The organism is Coprobacter fastidiosus (genome assembly GCF_030296935.1).
GTDB classification, from domain to species: Bacteria; Bacteroidota; Bacteroidia; order Bacteroidales; family Coprobacteraceae; genus Coprobacter; species Coprobacter fastidiosus.
In genome coordinates this window covers 2,589,926-2,609,179 of record NZ_AP028032.1, presented here as the reverse complement: position 1 = coordinate 2,609,179, position 19,254 = coordinate 2,589,926, and the positions used below count along the sequence as shown (strand labels likewise).

The window sequence follows — 19,254 nt, the reverse complement described above, 5'->3', positions numbered from 1 at the left end:
TAAGGTAAAAGAAAAGCGGGCATTTCAACTCCCATGAGGTCAAAATACCCGCTTATCCTAAAAATCAAAACCTATTTTCAATCAACGAACTACAACTTTAGTCGCTTTCACTCCATTTTCCCCTTTAACAAGCAGAATATAAGTACCGGCAGACAAATTATCTACAGATAATTGGGAAACATTTCCTTCGGCCTTTATCTGACGAATTAAAGCTCCTTGTAAAGTAATTAACGAAATAGTTGCATTTGGCTCAGTTTCGACAGTTAAAGTACCGTTCGGATTTACCGGATTCGGGTAAACTTTCAATTCTACATTACCTGTAGTTGGTTCTTTTAATCCCGTATCTACATATTTGCCTTCCTTAGACACAGCAAACACTGTCGGATAAGAACCGGATTTTTTACTCGTTACGGTAACGGAAACTACACTTTTCGTATCATCCACCGGAAGCACTCGTTCGAACAAACGGAATTGTAAACGCTCATCTATATCATCAGCATTGAACTCATACCCGCTCGATTCACGTATAATACGGCTCAATCCGTAAACCGCTTCTCCCAGTCCTGAAGATGTGTTAAACCAGTCATCAACAGTAAATGTTTGTGCTTCAGATGAAGTTCCATCTGAATAATTGGCTTTTACTTCCATTTTAGAAGCGCCATTAGCACTGATAGTCAACAAATAAAGTTTCTCAACACCCAGTTGTGGAGATACAAATTCAAGAGTAGCAGTCGCACCGTTTGTTTTCATAATAGCAGCATTATTCGCCGTAAAATCGGAGAACTGGTATTTCATGCCCGAATTAGAGATTACAACTCCGTCATTAGGAATAGAACCCTCTTCTTGAACCGCAGCACTGAACAACACCCATCCTTGATCATCCAAAGCCATTGTAGAATAATCTTTCGACGGTTTTGCTTCGGCAATAGCATCGGCATTAAATCCTGATTTGATAGCAACCGGCCCTGATACCGGAATTGCCTCTTTTATCTGTTCAAAAGCTTCAATTTCAGCAATAGAAACATATTGGTACGGAGTCACATCAAACTCGAATCCGATATAAGAACATTCTTTATAATCAGGGAATATATATTCGACTTCACCTCCAGGATTCTCGATCGTAGTAACCGGAGTCCAATTCTTTCCATTCGTTCCGACATTGATCGTAACGCTTTTTATAATCGGAGTACTGCCATTCTTATTATCATTCGGGAAATAAACTTTCACTTTAGCCACATTCCATGTCTCATCCGCTTTAAATACAGCCCATGCGTCATTCTTATACGATGATTCGGTTTCAATGACATCAGCACCTTCAGTTTCCTTGTCACCATCGGTCAATTTCCCGGTTTCAAATTTATCGAATTCGGCATCTACATTATAATCAGATTTGTATAATCTCAATTCCGCGGTACGTCCGGCCAAAATATTTTTAGCATCAAGATTATCGACCGTAGCCGCTACCGTTCTTTCTTTATAAGCACCCCCATTATCTACCGTAACGGTCAATTCGGTTGCACCGATAGCATTTCCGCCGATAAGTTCGACTGTAAATTTACTATTATCGATATCTTCCTTGATCTCACCAATCTTCACATAAGATTCATTGGCTGAAACGACATTACAAGTAAACTGACTTGCCCGTTCGTCTCCGTTCAGATCGTATGTTACATCTATCGTTTTTTTCTCTCCGCTCACCAATTCGACCGAAGCCGGAACATCTATCTGCAAATTATTATCTTCTTTACCATATACTTCAAATTCCCAGATACGTATCGTCATCGAATTATCATCATACGGGTTGAATTTTATATAACGGGCTTTTGTAGGTGCGATGTAATCTTCTTTTATCGTCTCTCCACCTACTCCGGTTTCATTCAGCACCAATGTCCAGTTTACTTTGTCGGTACTTACATAAACCCGATAGTTATTAAAATTAGAACCGCTCTCGTTATGCAAACAGTCATAAGTTTTGAATTTATATACTTTATATACACCTTCAAGATCTATAATCGCCCAACTTTCATTTGCTATATTACACCATTTTGAACTGGTATTCCAAGGTTTTAAATCTCCATCAATCAAATTTTTCGGAGATTCAGTCTCATTTGTCGATCCGCTATAACTATCTATCGTTTTATGTAAAGCAACATTTGTCAAAGTTTCTGCCGAATTCACTTCCAACGCTATAACCGAATAATCGGTAGTTCCTATATCATTAGTAACATGAGCTGTTACGACAAACTCTCCCTCTTGCAAACATTTTACCGTTATGGTCTTATTATCTTCCGAAATAGAGGTTTGTTCCAATCCCTTCGGCAAATCCCATGAATAAGAAGTAGGAGCTCCGGTTGCGACAGCCTCGATAGTTACGACATCATTTACCGACGGATAACTATTACTTACTTTATAATATACGACCGGAGGAGTAGGTTCCGGGTATTTTGCTTCATAAACGACTTCTGTCCCCTCTTTTAAATCTTTAGTAATCGGTTTCAGAATAATATTTACCGACCGTTCAGTTCCTTCTCTTTCAATTTTCGGGATATAGAACCCTTCACCACGAGTCTGTCCTACAAGTTTCTTTTCGCTCGGAGTTTGCAGATAAATGTCGATATGATCGAGATTTTCCCATTCCGATTCTGCAACATCCCATACAATACGGAAATCGCCGCCGGTTTCACCCAAGCTGTTTTGCATAGTTACATTAGTAATCTGCGGTGTCGCAGGTGCATAATTTCCCGGAATAATTCCCAATTGACCCAACGATGCAGTATAAGAAGCGACCTCTGTTGCCGACTTAAAATTCAAAGCTATGATATATACAGTTTTACCGGCTAAAGAAGAAAGGTCATACTCGGCAACAGTCCAACCGTTTTGAGTCGTAATCGAAGGATTCGACAATACATTCCACTCGCTATCGACGGCACTGGTTGTTCCGAGTTTCACTTCGATAGAATTTTCCGTATTGGTTTGATATACCAATTGGAACTTATCTCCCGACTCTACAGAAATCATTGTCTTATAAAGACGGGTAAGATGATCTGTATTGGCACTCAACTTTCCGGTAACTTTTAAACTGGTACCAAAATTATAAGCATTATCCCAATCGATATCGATACTCAAATTGTCCGTAGCATTATTTTCAATCCACCAACGCCATGTCGGCATAATATTTTGCATACCGCGATGAGACCAATCTTGAGTTCCCCGATTCTCTCCATTCACAAAACGATGCTTTCCCAATCCTGTAGAAAAAGCTGTTACAAACGGCTTATATTGTATCACCGACCGTTCCAATATACATCCTGAAGCTCCCGGCCAACTATTACGCCCGGAAACATCCGTCGGATCTCCTGCATTATTTACCCAGAAAATATCTTCATTACGGAAAGTTTTTTTCTGAGCTTCATACATTTGCGGACCGGTAGTGATATGTTGACCCTCTACAAGATCTTTAATATTATCTTTCCAAATACGTTCTTCCGGACAGAATAAATCTAACGATCCGCCGTGATCAGTTTCACCGAACACAGAACGCCATTGACTCCCTGTACCGGTCAATCCTCCACTTACACATTGAACTCCGCAATACAGTTTTTGTAACGCTTGTTCTTTTGTAAAACCCTCTTCGACAAGACGATTCACTTGAGATCTCCCGCTCGAAGCACTTCCATATTCGAGGAACTGGGAAGTATTCACATGCGTTTTCATTATCTCGGAAGAATAACTTGTACTAGCGTTATACCACTGTATCTCCATGTGCGTATCTCCGGCATCATCGGCATATTTATTAAAGTCCTTTATAAACGGAGCCCAATCACTCGTTCCCCCGCCTCCCGGAGTTTCCTGATTGATAAACCAGCCGTCAAAACCGCAATATTTGGCGATCTCATACAATTTTCTTGCATATACATAACGACCATCGCCTTCCCTAGATGTCAGCATTTCCTGCGGCCACTCCGATTTTCCGCCATAAGCACTCGGAGGGAAAAATATTTGACCGAGAATCTTAACTCCGTTCATGTGAGCCATATCGATCATAGGAGCTGAAGGAGGACATATAATCCCTTCTCCTGCCGATCCTGCCCAGTAAACGACCTTATCCATATACTGCCAATAAGTAGGATTGTAAAGATAAAAATTTTCAGCATCTTGAGACGGACAAGCACCGCAATCCTTAAACAAAATTGTCGAATTGCAAATTTGCCCTTCATAGAACTGATACTGGTTGGCTTTTATCAAAGAAGGTTCTTTGAAACGTTCTGCCAACTTAACCGTACTTCGGTTGAATTTCGCATCTTGATCGGTTTCGGGACTCCATTCCTTAATATCTTTCGGATGCCAAGATCCCGAATAAGGCTGTTGGGCCTGAGAATACCACGAAAACACAGAAAGCATTGTCGCGGAAACAAGTAATTGTTTTAGATTCATAATTATAGTTGTTTTACAAGATTAAGGTTATTGTGTTTTTCTAAAATCTATAGATGTAGAAATACGCTTCTATTAATATGACACTACAAAATTATCGTACCCTACGTTTTTTGCCATTATATTTTTTCAAAGGCAAAAACCATCGTTTCTAAAAGCCAATCTAAAAAATTTCTTTACAAGAAATAATGGTTTTCACCTGTATTACAAGATATATCAGAATTTCAATTTCGATAAGGTAGCCGACCGAAAGTTATTCGGTTTGTTGCGCTCTCCCGCATCATTATTCGTATCGGCGACATCCCACCATAAGCGTGAACCTTCTGTATCTATCTGAGTAGGTCTCTGTTCCGTCTTATTATTCACTTCACTTAACGGATATAAAAGACGTTTGATATGTTTCCCGTTAGGAACACTTCCCCCCGAATTATTGGTAAGTTGATTTGCCAAACGAGGATAATCCGTACGGCGGAAATCTGCCCAACCTTCATTCCCATTCGGGAAAACAGCCATCCACTTCTGTGTAATAATCTGCTCAAGAATAGCTTCCTTATCTGATCCGGAAAACGGATTTGTCTCTCCCTCTTGATATATTTTCAAACCGTTTATATAAGAAGTCGCCTCTGCTTGTGAAATCTGGTAATAATCCATAGAAGCCTGTATTCCGGCTTTAAAATAACCTTCGACACTATTATTAATTTCTGCTCCCGTCCATCCTCTCAGCACAGCCTCAGCTTTCAGGAACAAAGATTCTGCATATCCCAACCACACGGTAGGGCGAGCATAATTGAACCAATATTTAGGATCTAAGATTTTAGATTCCTGCCTATTCATCTTCGTACGAGTCAAACTATAATCTCCCGAAGCTTGGTTTACATCCTGATATCCTCGTTTACATCCGGTAAAATCATTTTTATCATCTTCAACTCCGTTTTCCAAAGCATTCATAGTACTCGGACGATACCAACAAACTAAACAGCGGGGATCTATAATCTTCGTTATATAATTATTACGTCCGGTACGGATTTGATATTCACCGCCACCGACACTCAAATTTTTATAGAACTGCTCTAAATCCCATGAAAGAACACTCTCTCCGTTATAGGCTACGCTGCACATCGCCAACGGATTCTCACTTCCTCCTTCATCCATGCCACCCATATCTTTCGGTGCAAACTTGGGAACAGTACACATATTATCCTCGTTACTCATCATAAGTCCCAACTCACTATCCCCCGCTTTTTGCGCTGCATTCAATGCGGCCATGCCCTCGGTCCGAGCCCGGTCGGGATCGACATTAGAGATACGCAACGCCATGCGCAAACGGAGAGTATTGGCAAATCTCACCCATTTCTTCGCATCTCCGAAATAACATATATCCTCTGTCCCGAAAGAATACTGATTCGCATCATTCACATCTATACTATCCACAGCTTGCTCCAGCATACGGAACATCATATCATAAACCTGTTCTTGCGTGTTATACGGAATATTATCGGTTTCGGGAACTCTGGCGCGCACATACACGTCAAACGGCATATCTCCGTAAGTATCGGTTTGTGCCAATGCCAGAAAAGCATAATAGATACGGGTCATATAAAACGCATTCTTGTATCTTTCGGGCTCATCATTAAACTTAAAAGCTCGTAATAAACGACGATACTCATTACTACGGTCATTATAAAAATGTTCCCATCTTTTACCCGACCAACCGTCAGTATAATTATAGTCAGGAGAATTTCCTGCATGATTTTTCTGGTTATTAGCAACATAACCGGCATAAATATCATGACTAAGATTGGTCGTAATCTGATAATCATTATAATATCCCTCGTAAATGAAATTCCGGAAAGTCGAAGCTGCAGAAGCCAATTCCGACTGTAATGCGAGCGAATCCTCTTTTGACACTTTAAAGTCGATATTGATATCGGAATACTTCGTTCCGTCATCACCGGTATCTGTGTCATTTCCTCCTACGGTAGCATCTTTAATCTCATAAGGATTTTCATTGAGTTCTCCTAAATCATAACAAGATGTTACCAACCCCAAAAATAAAGGGGCAATCATTATTCTGGTTAAAACTGATTTATATTTCATGATATATTGGCTGTTATAAATTAAAATCCGATATTGACAGAAAATCCGAATGTACGAGTATAAGGTACTGACGTAAAGTCAATTGCTTGAGAAAACATGCTGGTATTATATCCCCCGTCGGGATTTCCCGGAGCATGTTTCATCAAAAAACCGAGATTACGACCTACAAAAGATAAACGTAATGACGTAAAGGGAGTCTTCTTCAACAGTTTTCTCGAAAAATTATATCCGAGAGAAAGTTCTTTAAGTTTAATATACGAAGCGTCATATACAAATTCTTCAGCATTTCCGTTCGTTTTATTAAGACCGATTTTCTGATAGTAAGACTGAGCATTGCACCAAACGTCGTTAGGAGTCCCGTCTTCTTTTACACCGGGCAATAAAATTTTCCAGCCGTTATCTTCCGATCCCCGGTTTTCCGTGCGTTCTGCAGTACCGGCATTTGTCGCCATACCCTCAGAAATAGAGACAATATCTCCTCCGAATTTCATATCGAACATTGCTGACAGCGTAAACCCTTTGTAAGAAAAGGTCGGAGTTACCGACATCAACAGATCCGGTTGTATATTTCCTATCGGATGAGACAAAATATAATTTAAATCCGCTTCATTATTATCTTGAGGAAGGCCGTCTTTCAATATCAATTCACCTTTGTCATTTCTTTTAAGAAGATGACGGGCATATATATCTCCCAATTTGCCTCCGGCAACTGCTCCAACCCATACAGGGAAATTATCGTCTCCGTCAAAGAAAACATAATCTTTGCCCTCATACAATTCTTCTACCGTAGATAAGTTCTTCGACAAGTTTACATTTATATCGAACGTAAAATCTTTTGTCTGCACAGGAGTAGCATAAACCATCAATTCGAATCCTTTATTCGTAATCAAACCGGCATTGATCCATTGTGCCGTCCACGGAGAAGCTGCAGGAATACTCATGATCTGGTTTTTAGTCCGGCTATAATAGTAGGTAAAATCAAATCCCAATCTGTTCTGAAGGAATTTCATCTCTAAACCGCCTTCATAAGAAGAAGATATCTCAGGTTTCAAGTTATCGTTCGCCTTGATCTTTCCCCCGCTTTGATCGAGTACACGAACACCGTTCTCATATTTATATTTCACCGTATTCACCAATTGATAAGGATCTGTATCTTTTCCTACTTGTGCTGCAGAGACACGAACCTTGGCAAAATTGAACCATGCAGGCATTTGGTGACCATCCAATGAATTGACAAAATCAGAAACGACAAAACTTAAGTTGGCAGAAGGATAAAAAAATGAGTTATTACGAACCGGCAATGTAGAAGACCAGTCGTTACGAGCTGTCAAGTCTAACGAAAGATACTCCCTAAAAGCCAACTGCAAAGATCCGAATACCGAATTGGTAGCTCTTTCATAACCGCTATTATCTGCCGTATTCAATAACGCTCCCGTATTGAATATCCATTGATCTTTCGATAACATATTACGTACCCCGACAGAAAGACTCTCATAATTCTGGTACATGAAGTTGGCACCGAGCGTATATCCGATTCTGAAATCCGATCCGATGCGGTTATCTCCATTCAACATAAATTCCGCATTCTGTTCAAAGAAGTTTTCCTCTCCTCGTGACATGCCGTCATTCGTCTGTTGCGTTACAGAAGTTATACCTACCCCATTCCCCAAATCAGAATCATATAAACGGGTACGGTAGTAATCAAAAGCATATTTTGCCGAAAAATGCAACCAATCCGTAAAATTGATCCGGGCGTTATAATACCCGAAAGCACGCCAACGTTCATCCGAATTTTGCAATTGATGACGCACATAATACGGATTAAGGTATTCGAGTGTAGGTCCGTACCAATTTACATGCATTTTCTCGGCTGTCGTATATTGCTGAAGATCAGAAAGACGAATATTGTTCGGGATAGAAAGCAACTGAGCGACTTCTCCACCTAAACCGTAATAAGGTCTGTTTTCTGCTTTCGTACGGGAAACCGAAACTTTTCCTTCCATAGAAAGATACTTGTTCAATTCAGTTCCGGCTTTCATATCCACCGTAATCTTATCCAAAGTCTCACCCTTAAACAATCCGTCATTGCCATTATATCCGAACGAAGCCCGAAAATTGGATTTTTCTGTTACATTCCCTACCGAAACACTATGATTTTGAGCAAAACCTGTATTAAAATAATCTCTCAAAGGATTCCCGTAACGAGTATAGGGCATCTCTTGACCGTTCCATGCCGTCACCATTTGTCCGTTCAACGGTGCACCATAACTAAATGGAGAGTCTTTATATACACCGCCCTCTCCTTGTCCGTACTTATCCTGCATATCGAGGGTTTCGCCCACTACACTCCAAGTAAATGTACCATTATAGCTAACTCCGAATCCATCTTTCTTTGTTCCTTTTTTCGTCGTTACGAGAATCACCCCATTACCGGCACGAGAACCATAAAGAGCCGCAGCATTCGGTCCTTTCAAAACCGAAATAGACTCTATATCATCGGGATTAATATCGATAGATGTTCCTCCTCGGTCGATTCCCCCGTAAAAAGAAGCACCAGAAGTATTGTTATCAGTAAAAGGAACACCATCGACAATCCATAAAGGCTGGTTATTATCTGTCAAAGAAGAGTTTCCTCTTATAGTAATCTTTGTAGAACCGCCAAGACCGGTACTTGAAGTATTCATTTGCAATCCTGCAACTTTTCCCTGCAAGGCACTTGTAACAGAAGCATCTCCAGTCGTGTTCAATTCATCGGCCTTGATGTCCTGTACCGAATAACCCAACATCTTTTTCTCTCTTTTGATACCCAGAGCCGTTACCACAACCTCTGAAAGGACTTTATTATCTTCTTCTAAAGTTACATCGACGGTAGTCTGATCTTTAATTTCAACACTAAACGGACGATAGCCCACATACGTAATTTTCAGTTTTGCACCTACAGGAACGTCTAAAGCATATTTTCCGTCTATATCTGTTGCAGTACCGGTGGTAGTACCTTCTACTACCACGCTGGCACCGATAACAGTTTCCCCTTTCTCATCCTTTACGACTCCGGATATATGACGTTTTGCCGTCTTCGATCCTGAGCTTCTTTTAGAAAGAAGGACTATCTGACGATTCGATATTTCAAAATCCAGATTCGTATCCTTCAAAAGGGCTGTCATGAGACTTTGCATATTTACATCCTTTACATCCAGACTAACCTTTTGATTTACATTTACATTCTTTTCATCATAAAAAAATGTATAATCACTTACCTTTTCTATACGTGAAAGAGCTTCCCGAAGAGGAATATCCGAAAACGAAAGTGTAATCTTTCCGTCTTGTTCGGCAGCATAAATCTGCGAATGAACACCAAATGATAAAATGAAAATAAAGAATGCAAGTCGCCACAACTTACTAATTGATTTTTCTATTTCTCTGTACTTCATGCTGATTAGATTTATAATCTGTTATCTTCTTTTATTTATTGCCGGAATGGCCGGTCCCGGCAAATAATTATTTCAAGTTTATAAGTACCGTAAAATATCAGAATGTTTTTCCGGTACATTCAATTGTATGACACAGGAATCTGTAATAACCCCTATAAGAGAATGCGATTTTTTTACCGTTCTCCCATAAATACCTTTTGATCCTTCAATAGTCCTTCCAAAAATCCGGTCCGATATTTCCCTTATATATCTATCATATAAGATATTACACTTTCCAAAACTTTCTTTTGTAATCTAAAAGCAATATTTTTTTCACAGAAAAGTCATACTATAAAAATATCCGTCAGATACTTTTGACGTATCAAAAAAATACACCATTATGACAAAAAAAGCTTTCATTCTTTTATTGAATTTAATGGCACTGACAGTCCATGCACAGACAGTCATTAAAGGAAAAGTTATCGATAAAAACGATTTACCGCTTACAGGAGTCAACGTTTCGGTAAAAGGAACAAATCAGGGAACGATAACGGATATTGACGGGAATTTTTCTCTAACATGCAAAGGAACACCTAAGAATACTGACATAATTGTATTCAATTTTTTAGGTTATGAAACAAAAAACATTCCATACGAAAAAATGAAACAGAATGGGACGATCCGATTGAAAGAGAAGAATGTCTCTTTGAACGATGTCGTTGTAACAGCTTTAGGCATTAAAAGAAACGAACGTGGATTAGGGTATTCAACCACAAAACTGGAAGGAGATGATATTACCAAAGCCATCTCAACCAACTGGTCACAAGGGTTAGTAGGGAAAGTTGCCGGACTGAGCATTAATGCCCCGTCCGGTCCATTAGGCTCCACAAGAATTTCTTTACGTGGAGACGTTTCTCTGAATCAAGGCGGAAACAATGCCCTGATTGTTGTAGACGGAGTCCCGATGAGTGCTCCTATGCTCAATTCAGGAAACGCCCTTGCTGCCACATCGGAAGCGTCAATCGACTTCGGAAACGGTTTTTCAGATCTGAATCCTGAAGACATAGCCAGTATACAAGTGCTGAAAGGTGCCAGCGCGACTGCGTTATACGGCTCTCGAGCTGCAAACGGTGTCATTATGATCACAACTAAAAACGGTAGCGAACAAGACAAAAAGTTGGGAGTTTCATTCTCTTCGAATACAAGCATCGAGAATGTCTTGATGTGGCCGGATTATCAATATGAATTCGGACAAGGGCAAGCTACCAATATAGGACCGGAAGGCAGTATATATGCCGGACAACACTATTATTCCTACGGTGATGCTCCCGATGGCACATACACCGGAAACGGAGGAACAAGCAGTGCTTTCGGACCTCGGTTCGAAGGACAGTTATTCTATCAATATGATAAAGACAAACAAGACCGGGCCGATGAGCCTACACCATGGAGAGCCTATAAAAACAACCGCAAAGACTTGTTCCGGTTAGGCTATACAACGACCAATTCGCTTTCCATATCAGGGAACAACGATCGGGGATCGGTAAGGGCATCCCTGACACATATGAAAAATAACTGGATATTGCCGAATACCGGTTTTCAACGGGTCACAGCTACATTATCCGGACAGCAACAGGTTTCCAGATTATTAAGTCTTAACTATCGCACCACTTATACTTGGCGTAAAAGCGACAATCTTCCTTCGGTAGGATATAGCAGCAATTCTATTGCCTATTTCCTGATATTCCAAAATCCGAGTATCGATTTAGACTGGTACCGTACCATGTGGATAAAAGGAGAAGAGAACGTCACCCAATCACAACCGTTCAGTAAAAATATAGGTAACCCTTTCCTAACATTGTACGAATGTGTAAACCCGACAGAAAAACACTCCAACATATCAATGCTTTCAGCCAATTTAAAACTCAACAATCATTTTGATTTTATGATTCGCTCGGCTTTTCAAATGGAAAACGATATACGGGAACAACACCGTCCGGTAAGTACCGTCGGATTTGCCAAAGGTTATTTCAAAACACAAAATATTTTCAACTACGAGTTGAACAGCGATGTTTTACTGACATACCACAACAGCTTTTCCAACGGACTCACATTAAATGCTGCTGCGGGTGGAAATATGATGGTGTATAAAGTAAATATGCTGTCTAATGCAGCCAATGGATTGATTACTCCCGGAGTTTATAAACTGGCAAATGCGATATCTTCTATCGAATGGGATCAGAAAATTCTTAACAAACGTGTGAACAGCATTTACTTTACTGCAAACTTAGCATATAAAAATAAATTATTTTTGGATATAACTGGACGCAATGACTGGTCTTCTACTTTACCGAAAAAAAATAATTCGTTCTTTTATCCTTCTGTCTCGGTAAGCACACTGTTGAATGAATGGATAATGATGCCGGATAAAATCAATCTGCTCAAACTACGGGCATCATGGGCCCAAGTCGGGAACGATACCGACCCATATAAAACTTCGCAATATTACGAAACGACCAATTTCGCAGGTTCTGTAAAATTGCCATCGACACTATTTAACGCTGACTTCAAACCTGAAATTTCAACCAACTACGAAGTAGGAATGGATTTCAGGACTTTCAATAACCGTTTAGGTATAGATTTCTCATATTATCTCAATAGAACAAAAAATCAAATTCTGGATGCTCCGATGGATCCCACAACCGGATATTCCAAAGCAACCATCAATTCAGGGGAAGTGCAGAATATGGGGTATGAAATAGAATTAAACGCCATGCCGGTAATAACAAATGATTTCAGATGGACAACCCGATTCAACTGGTCAAAAAACAAAAATAAGATACTGTCTCTATCGGAAACTGCCGATGAAAACCAGTTGATCAGTAAAATCGGTCCTGCTTCTATCATAGGTAGAGTCGGCGGCACGGTCGGAGATATTTGGGGATACAAATTTAAACGGACAGAAGACGGACAAATGATCATAGACGAATCGGGATTACCGGTATTGACCGATGAAATAGAATATGCCGGGAGTGCTTATCCTGCATGGAAAGCCGGGTGGTACAATGAGTTTAAATATAAAAACTTCACATTAGGCATACTCATTGACGGACAATACGGCGGAAAAATATTCTCCGCAACCAATATGAGATTGGGTATTCAAGGAAAAATTAAGGCTACACTAAACGGCCGGTTACCGGGAACTCCCCTTTATATTGCAGGAGACGATCCCCGCATAGCTGATGCAGGATTATCCCCGATAGGAGGATTATATGTTGTTGCCCCGGGAGTCGTAGAAAACGCAGATGGCTCTTATAACCCGAACACAAAACTCGTCACAGCTCAAGTTTACTACAAAGAATATTATGATCAAAACGTAGAAGCAAGTTTATTCGATGCGTCGTTCTTAAAAATACGGGAAATACGTATAGAATACGAATTCGATAAAAAATTACTCCGCAAAACTCCTTTAAGCCAAGCTTCTATTGCTTTATACGGAAGAAACCTCTTCTGCTTTACGGATTATCCGGTTTTTGATCCTGAAACGGCGGCATTGGATGGAGGTAATATCGTTGTCGGAATCGAAGCCGGCTCATTACCTTCGACTCGTTCTTTCGGCGTGAATTTAAATGTGAGTTTTTAATTGATCAAAAAATATCTATATGAAAAAAAGCATTAAAAACATTTTATTAGGAGGGACTATTGTCGGCTGTCTGCTATCGGGATGCACGCCGTTTGACGAATTGAATGCAGACCCTACCCGACTCAATGAAGCCAATCCGGGCTCTTTCTTAGACCCGATACTATACAATATATCTATTTTCGGGTGGAAACGGTTCAACGACTATACTTATGAATTGATGGGAAATGTCATCGACTATCGGGGAACGAACGGTCTGGGATGGTGGTATGTCTCCGACAGTGAAGGAGATAATACGTGGAGCACCTACTATCAATGGCTGGCAAATGCTAAAGCCATGGAAAAAGAGGCTGTAACATTAAATGAGCCGAACTATCAAGCGGTATCGAAAGTGTTGCAATGCTATATGTTCGATATTCTGGTTTCGACTTTTGGCGATGTCCCGTATATCGAAGCCTGCCGTGGCGATGAACAGATTTATTATCCCGCTTTCGATAAACAAACGGATATATATAAACAGATTTTACAAGAATTGGAAGAAGCCAATTCATTATTCGACACATCCGACAATCTAAGATACAATACATCGGGAGATTTACTCTATATGACGACTGACGGGACAGGTATCTTGAAATGGAAAAAATTCGGAAATTCATTGCGGTTGCGGATTTTATTAAAACTGCTGAATGCTCCGGAATTCGATGCAGAAACCGAGATACAAAAAATAACAAACGATCCGAATTCCTACCCTGTTTTCGAATCGAACGATGATGCGGCATGGGTCAATATATCCGGAATATATCCTCAAGAAGGGCCTTTGGACAGACCTAATAATATAGCCAGTTATCGGGCATGTTCCGAATTTGTTATTAATACGTTAAAGACTTGGAACGATCCGAGACTTCCGGTATTCGCGACAAAACAAGGAGATGATTATATCGGATGGCCAGCAGGTTTTGCTGTACAGCCAAGCGGGAAAGCCTCAGCTCCTCCCAAAACGTTAGCGACCGCCCCTATGAAACTAATCTTGATGTCGTATGCAGAATTATCCTTTATCAAAGCTGAATTAGCCCAAAAAGGGATTATCAGTGAAGATCCCCGGATGGCTTATGAAAATGGAGTAAAAGCATCTATCGAGCAATGGGGAGGAGTAATGCAAGAAGATTATTTCGATAACCCGGAAACTGCGTATAATGGAACATTAGAAAGAATTATGACTCAAAAATACTTTGCCCTCTATTTCTGTGACTATCAACAGTGGTTTGAATACAATCGTACCGGGCTTCCCCATATTCCCAAAGGTGACGGAATTCCCGAAAATCAAGAAATAGCGCACCGTCTCAAATATCCGGCAATTTTACAACGGACCAATTTAAAAAATTATCAGAAAGCCAAAGAAAATATGGGTGGTGATAATTTTACGATAAAACTTATTTGGCAACAATAGAAACTTTATCCAATAGATTATGAAAACAATAATTATAATTTGTCTCTGGGGGCTAACCCTTCCTTGCTTTTGTCTCGATAAAACAGCAAATGAGATCATTTCAAAAAAAAATGTAGAAAATATAGATTCTGAGAAAAAAGAAACTTCCAAAAAGAAATACACTTTTCTGATATATGAGAGTGAAAATAAAAGCACATTCAATATTCCCCATTATCTGGGAGAACCTTGTGCTTCTAAATGGAGTGCTTTCCAGACAAACTATACTCGTGTATATGACCAAAACATCGGTTTTTCCAATACGACCGTAGAATTTGCCAAACCGGCAGTTTATCACGCTGTAACGAAAATAAACAAGTATGTAATAAAATCAGTAAAAAAGGGGAAAATGACAAAAGAAAAAGCCTCAAAACTATTATGTTATATACTGGATTGTGCCAACACGATCATATACGAGCCCGACACAAAAGCATTAGAAGAAGAACTGTCCTCTACAAAGGAAACGTCTCTCTTAATAAACATCTTTAAACAAATAGAACTTGTTAAAGCATAATAAAATATTGGTTATTTCATCGCAAAACAAATCAATCAGAAAATGAAAAAATTAAAATTAGTATTGCTTTGGCTCGGGATATTCGGTTTTTGGACTGTGAACCAAGCCTCCCAAGCCCAAACACCTATAAACGGGAAAGTCGTAGATACACAAAACCGTCCTATACCCGGTGTAGTAGTCAATAATGGCATAAATTTTACAGTTACCGACCAAAACGGAACGTATTCATTGCCTACCGATATAGAAAAATGCCACCATATCAGCATTTCAGTTCCGGCCGACTATTATATTCCGGTTAACGAACTGAACCTTATAGAATTTTATAAACCGATAAAAAAAGAAAAAAGTTCAGACTCGTATAATTTTACATTAAAGAAAAGAGAACGGATCGAAAAAAAGTTTACCTATCTCGTTTTTTCAGACCCTCAGCCTAAGAACGATTTTCACTTTGTCCGTTTCTTTACAGAAACTGTCCCCGATGTAAAAAAATTCTTAAATACCAAACAAGGAGATGTTTATGGGTTTGTTGAAGGAGACATCGTCAGTGATGCTCTACACCTATACCCATTATACACCAGTGCTGTCGCTTCATGGAATATCCCTATGATGCATGTTATAGGCAACCATGACTTCGATCAAAAATTTGCGGCATTCAGCCATACAGGAAACAAGAAGAAATATGCAGAGCATGAATACGAATCTTTTTTCGGACCGACAGACTATTCTCTGAATATAGGAGATATTCATATCATTTGCATGAAAGATATCGATTACTTGGGAAATAAAAAATACAATACTCGTTTCTTAAAAGAACAACTGGAATGGCTAAAAAAAGATTTGAGCTATGTAAAACCCGGAAGTACAGTATTTTTAAATGTGCATGTTCCTCTATTTAATATGCTCAAAGACAGTCAATCCAATGCAAAAAGCGTTTTATCTATACTCCAAAAGTTCAACGTACATATTTTCTCGGGACACACCCACTTTCATAAAAATGAGATCTTGGCAAATAATATTTATGAACACAATGTAGGAGCGGTATGCGGATTCCATTGGCAAGGGAATAGCAGTCGCTGCGGTACTCCGAACGGATATATGATCGTCGATGTAGATGGAGATAATATTCGCTGGCACTTTAAGCCGACAGGTCACGATTTGAGTTATCAATTCAAAATATATAAACCCGGAGAATTTTCCTCTCAAACGGAATATATCGTCGCAAACGTTTGGGATTGGGATAATACCTATAAAATAAATTGGTATGAAGACGGTATTTTGAAAGGATCAATGGAACAATTCTCGGATATCGATCAGGATTTCATCGATTCCGGCAGAGTAAAAGTTTATAGAACGGACCATCTATTCCGGGCAAAACCTTCCTCTACAGCAAAAGAAATTAAAATCGAAGTCATCAATCGATTCGGAGAAACATACACCAAAACAATAGAATTATAATAAATATAGAAAGAATCCGACCGGTATATAATATCGGCCGGATTCCGTTATTTACATTAACCAAATGCTTATTTTATCACGACTTTAGTAGTTACATCTCCGGCCTTTACAATATACAGACCTTGCTCCAATTCAATATACGATTTATTATCAGATAATCCTTCATATAGAAGATTTCCAGAAATTGAGTAAACATTTACCGGAATCGATACTGATGATTCTATAACAACTCCATTCTGAACAGCATATACTTTTATACTATCATTATTTATTTCATTTTCTTGGATACTCAAAGTAGCATCTTCTTGAATATCAAACCCTTTCCATTCATCAGCTTCTTTATAAGCATCTCTTGTACCCTCTGGAACCATAAGCTTACACGTTTCTGTATCTACTCTATAAAAAGCCTGATAATCGGCCTTAGGCGGTACAGAAGCATGAACCCGTATTTCTTTTAATCCAATACAATCCTGAAAAGCACTCCCGCGTACCCAAGTAACTCCCTTAGGTAATGTTATCGTAGTAAGGCTGGTACAACCACTAAACACTGAAGTCTGTATTGTCGTTACACTTTCAGGAATATTTATATCTCTTAAAGAACGACAATTTTCAAAAGCATGGGCTCCAATCGCATCTATAACCATAGAACCATCTGTAACAGTAACCAACGAAGACGGTAGTTCGACAGATTCTATTGCTGTCGCTTCAAAAGAAGAAACTCCTATAGTAGTAACCCCTTCCGGAATAATAATTTTCCCGGATAAATTATAGCATTCAGAAAATACAGCATTTCCAACAACTTTCAAACTTTGAGGAAACTCTATCGTTTTCAGCTTACACCCCTTGAAAAAATAAACCGAAAACTCATCATTTTTAGTGCGGAACTCACTGTACATATAAAAATACGGTTCACCACCCTCTACAATATTAGCTTGCGACAAATCCAAAATTTCCAAACTACCGGCACACTCTTTGTCATCATAAGTCCGACCTGCCATTTCACGAATGAAGCGAATATCCGTCCCGTTCAAATCTCCGATCACCGTCAAGTCTTTTATCACATTTTTTTCGTCCACAGAAATAAAAGTCGATAATGTTCCGGCTTCTGCAACTTCCACAATCTTAGGCTCTATTTCCTCAGCTTCTTCTATTTTATTGGTAAAATCCCCCCACTCCTTTGCAGAATTATAAGAAGCAAGAGATCCGGCCGGAATAAATAATTTACAAGTATTCTTATCTACATTTTGAAAAGGTTGCCAACTCCATCCAATATCAGGAGGCAAAGATGCGGCAACATGTATCTCTGCCAATTTTATGCATCCGGCAAAGACCAAAGAACCTACGGCCGTTACAGTTTCCGGTATCGTTACCGAAACAAGAGCATCACAACCGCTAAGGATTTCATCCGCAAGAGATGTCACTTTAGGAAAAGTAAATGTCTTAAGAGCCTTACATCCCTTAAACGACAAGCTACCCAGCTCCGTAATATTCTGAGGGAAAACAACTGATTCTAATTGAGAACACCCCTCAAAAGCACTCGATTTTATATTTGTTACTTTTTCCGATATCGAAGCTGAAACCAAGTTGGCACACCCTTTAAAAGCTCCTGTACCGATCACGGTAATATCATCCGGCATCACAATAGAAGAAAGACCGCAATCAATAAACATATTTTCTCCGATCTCATTATCCGATGTCTTGTATTCAAAGTATTGTTTATAGTAATAGTCGCCCCCTGAAACGATTGTCGCCCCCGACAAGTCCAACACCGACAATGTTCCTTCTGTTTCATTTCCCTCAACATCTCTACCCGCCATCTCACGGATAAAGCGAATGTCCGTCCCATTCAGATTTCCGGTAATAGTAAGGTCGGTGATCTGATTTTTCTGACTATCCTCTATAAGAGAGGATAGACTTCCTGCACTCTGCACTTCAACAAATACAGGCTCTGATGCCAGTCCTAAAGTAAAATTTAAAGCTAACAAGCAAATACTTATCAGCTTCATTCCCAAAGAAATTTGTGTTCTCATAAGTGTTTAATTTTTAATGCTTCTGCTCCCAATCGAAGCAAACCAAATTATAATTATAATAAAGAATATATAGGAACTCTTAGATTTAAGATAACTTAAATAAACCAAAAAAAATCAGAGCATATAAATTAACTTAAAAATAACTATATTCTTATATAAAAGCTAAAACAAATAAATACCGTTATTTTCTCCCC

At 39.3% G+C, this 19,254-nt stretch carries 8 protein-coding genes; 4 read left to right on the top strand and 4 right to left on the bottom strand.

Annotated elements, in window-relative coordinates:
• Positions 1-81: 81 nt before the first annotated feature.
• The 3 genes from QUE35_RS10320 to QUE35_RS10310 all read right to left on the bottom strand — a co-directional run bounded on the left by QUE35_RS10320 (position 82) and on the right by QUE35_RS10310 (position 9,959).
• Positions 82-4,434: an endo-beta-N-acetylglucosaminidase gene (locus QUE35_RS10320; RefSeq protein WP_022600292.1), complete on the bottom strand. Its 4,353-nt coding sequence runs from the start codon at positions 4,432-4,434 to the stop codon at positions 82-84.
• Positions 4,435-4,647: 213 nt separating this feature from the next.
• Complete coding sequence (locus tag QUE35_RS10315; protein WP_022389613.1) at positions 4,648-6,528, bottom strand: SusD/RagB family nutrient-binding outer membrane lipoprotein; 1,881 nt, start codon at positions 6,526-6,528, stop codon at positions 4,648-4,650.
• Between the two features lie 20 nt (positions 6,529-6,548).
• Complete coding sequence (locus QUE35_RS10310; RefSeq protein ID WP_022600290.1) at positions 6,549-9,959, bottom strand: SusC/RagA family TonB-linked outer membrane protein; 3,411 nt, start codon at positions 9,957-9,959, stop codon at positions 6,549-6,551.
• A gap of 379 nt (positions 9,960-10,338) precedes the next feature.
• Between QUE35_RS10310 and QUE35_RS10305 the strand changes: the two genes are divergently transcribed.
• Genes QUE35_RS10305 through QUE35_RS10290 form a run of 4 tightly spaced genes read left to right on the top strand, consistent with a single transcriptional unit; the run spans position 10,339 to position 17,030 of the window.
• Complete coding sequence (locus QUE35_RS10305) at positions 10,339-13,581, top strand: SusC/RagA family TonB-linked outer membrane protein (RefSeq protein ID WP_022600288.1); 3,243 nt, start codon at positions 10,339-10,341, stop codon at positions 13,579-13,581.
• Positions 13,582-13,600: 19 nt separating this feature from the next.
• Positions 13,601-15,025: a SusD/RagB family nutrient-binding outer membrane lipoprotein gene (locus QUE35_RS10300; RefSeq protein ID WP_022600284.1), complete on the top strand. Its 1,425-nt coding sequence runs from the start codon at positions 13,601-13,603 to the stop codon at positions 15,023-15,025.
• A gap of 19 nt (positions 15,026-15,044) precedes the next feature.
• A complete protein-coding gene (locus QUE35_RS10295; protein ID WP_022600280.1) occupies positions 15,045-15,575 on the top strand; it encodes a hypothetical protein in 531 nt (176 codons plus the stop codon).
• A 42-nt stretch (positions 15,576-15,617) separates the two neighbouring features.
• The gene (locus QUE35_RS10290; RefSeq protein WP_022600277.1) at positions 15,618-17,030 is read left to right on the top strand and encodes a calcineurin-like phosphoesterase C-terminal domain-containing protein; all 1,413 of its coding nucleotides are present in this window, start codon (positions 15,618-15,620) and stop codon (positions 17,028-17,030) included.
• Positions 17,031-17,098: 68 nt separating this feature from the next.
• On the opposite strand, the gene QUE35_RS10285 is transcribed toward QUE35_RS10290, so the two are convergent.
• Positions 17,099-19,060, bottom strand: coding sequence for a leucine-rich repeat domain-containing protein (locus QUE35_RS10285; RefSeq protein ID WP_022600275.1), 1,962 nt, complete (start codon positions 19,058-19,060; stop codon positions 17,099-17,101).
• Between the last annotated feature and the right edge of the window lie 194 nt (positions 19,061-19,254).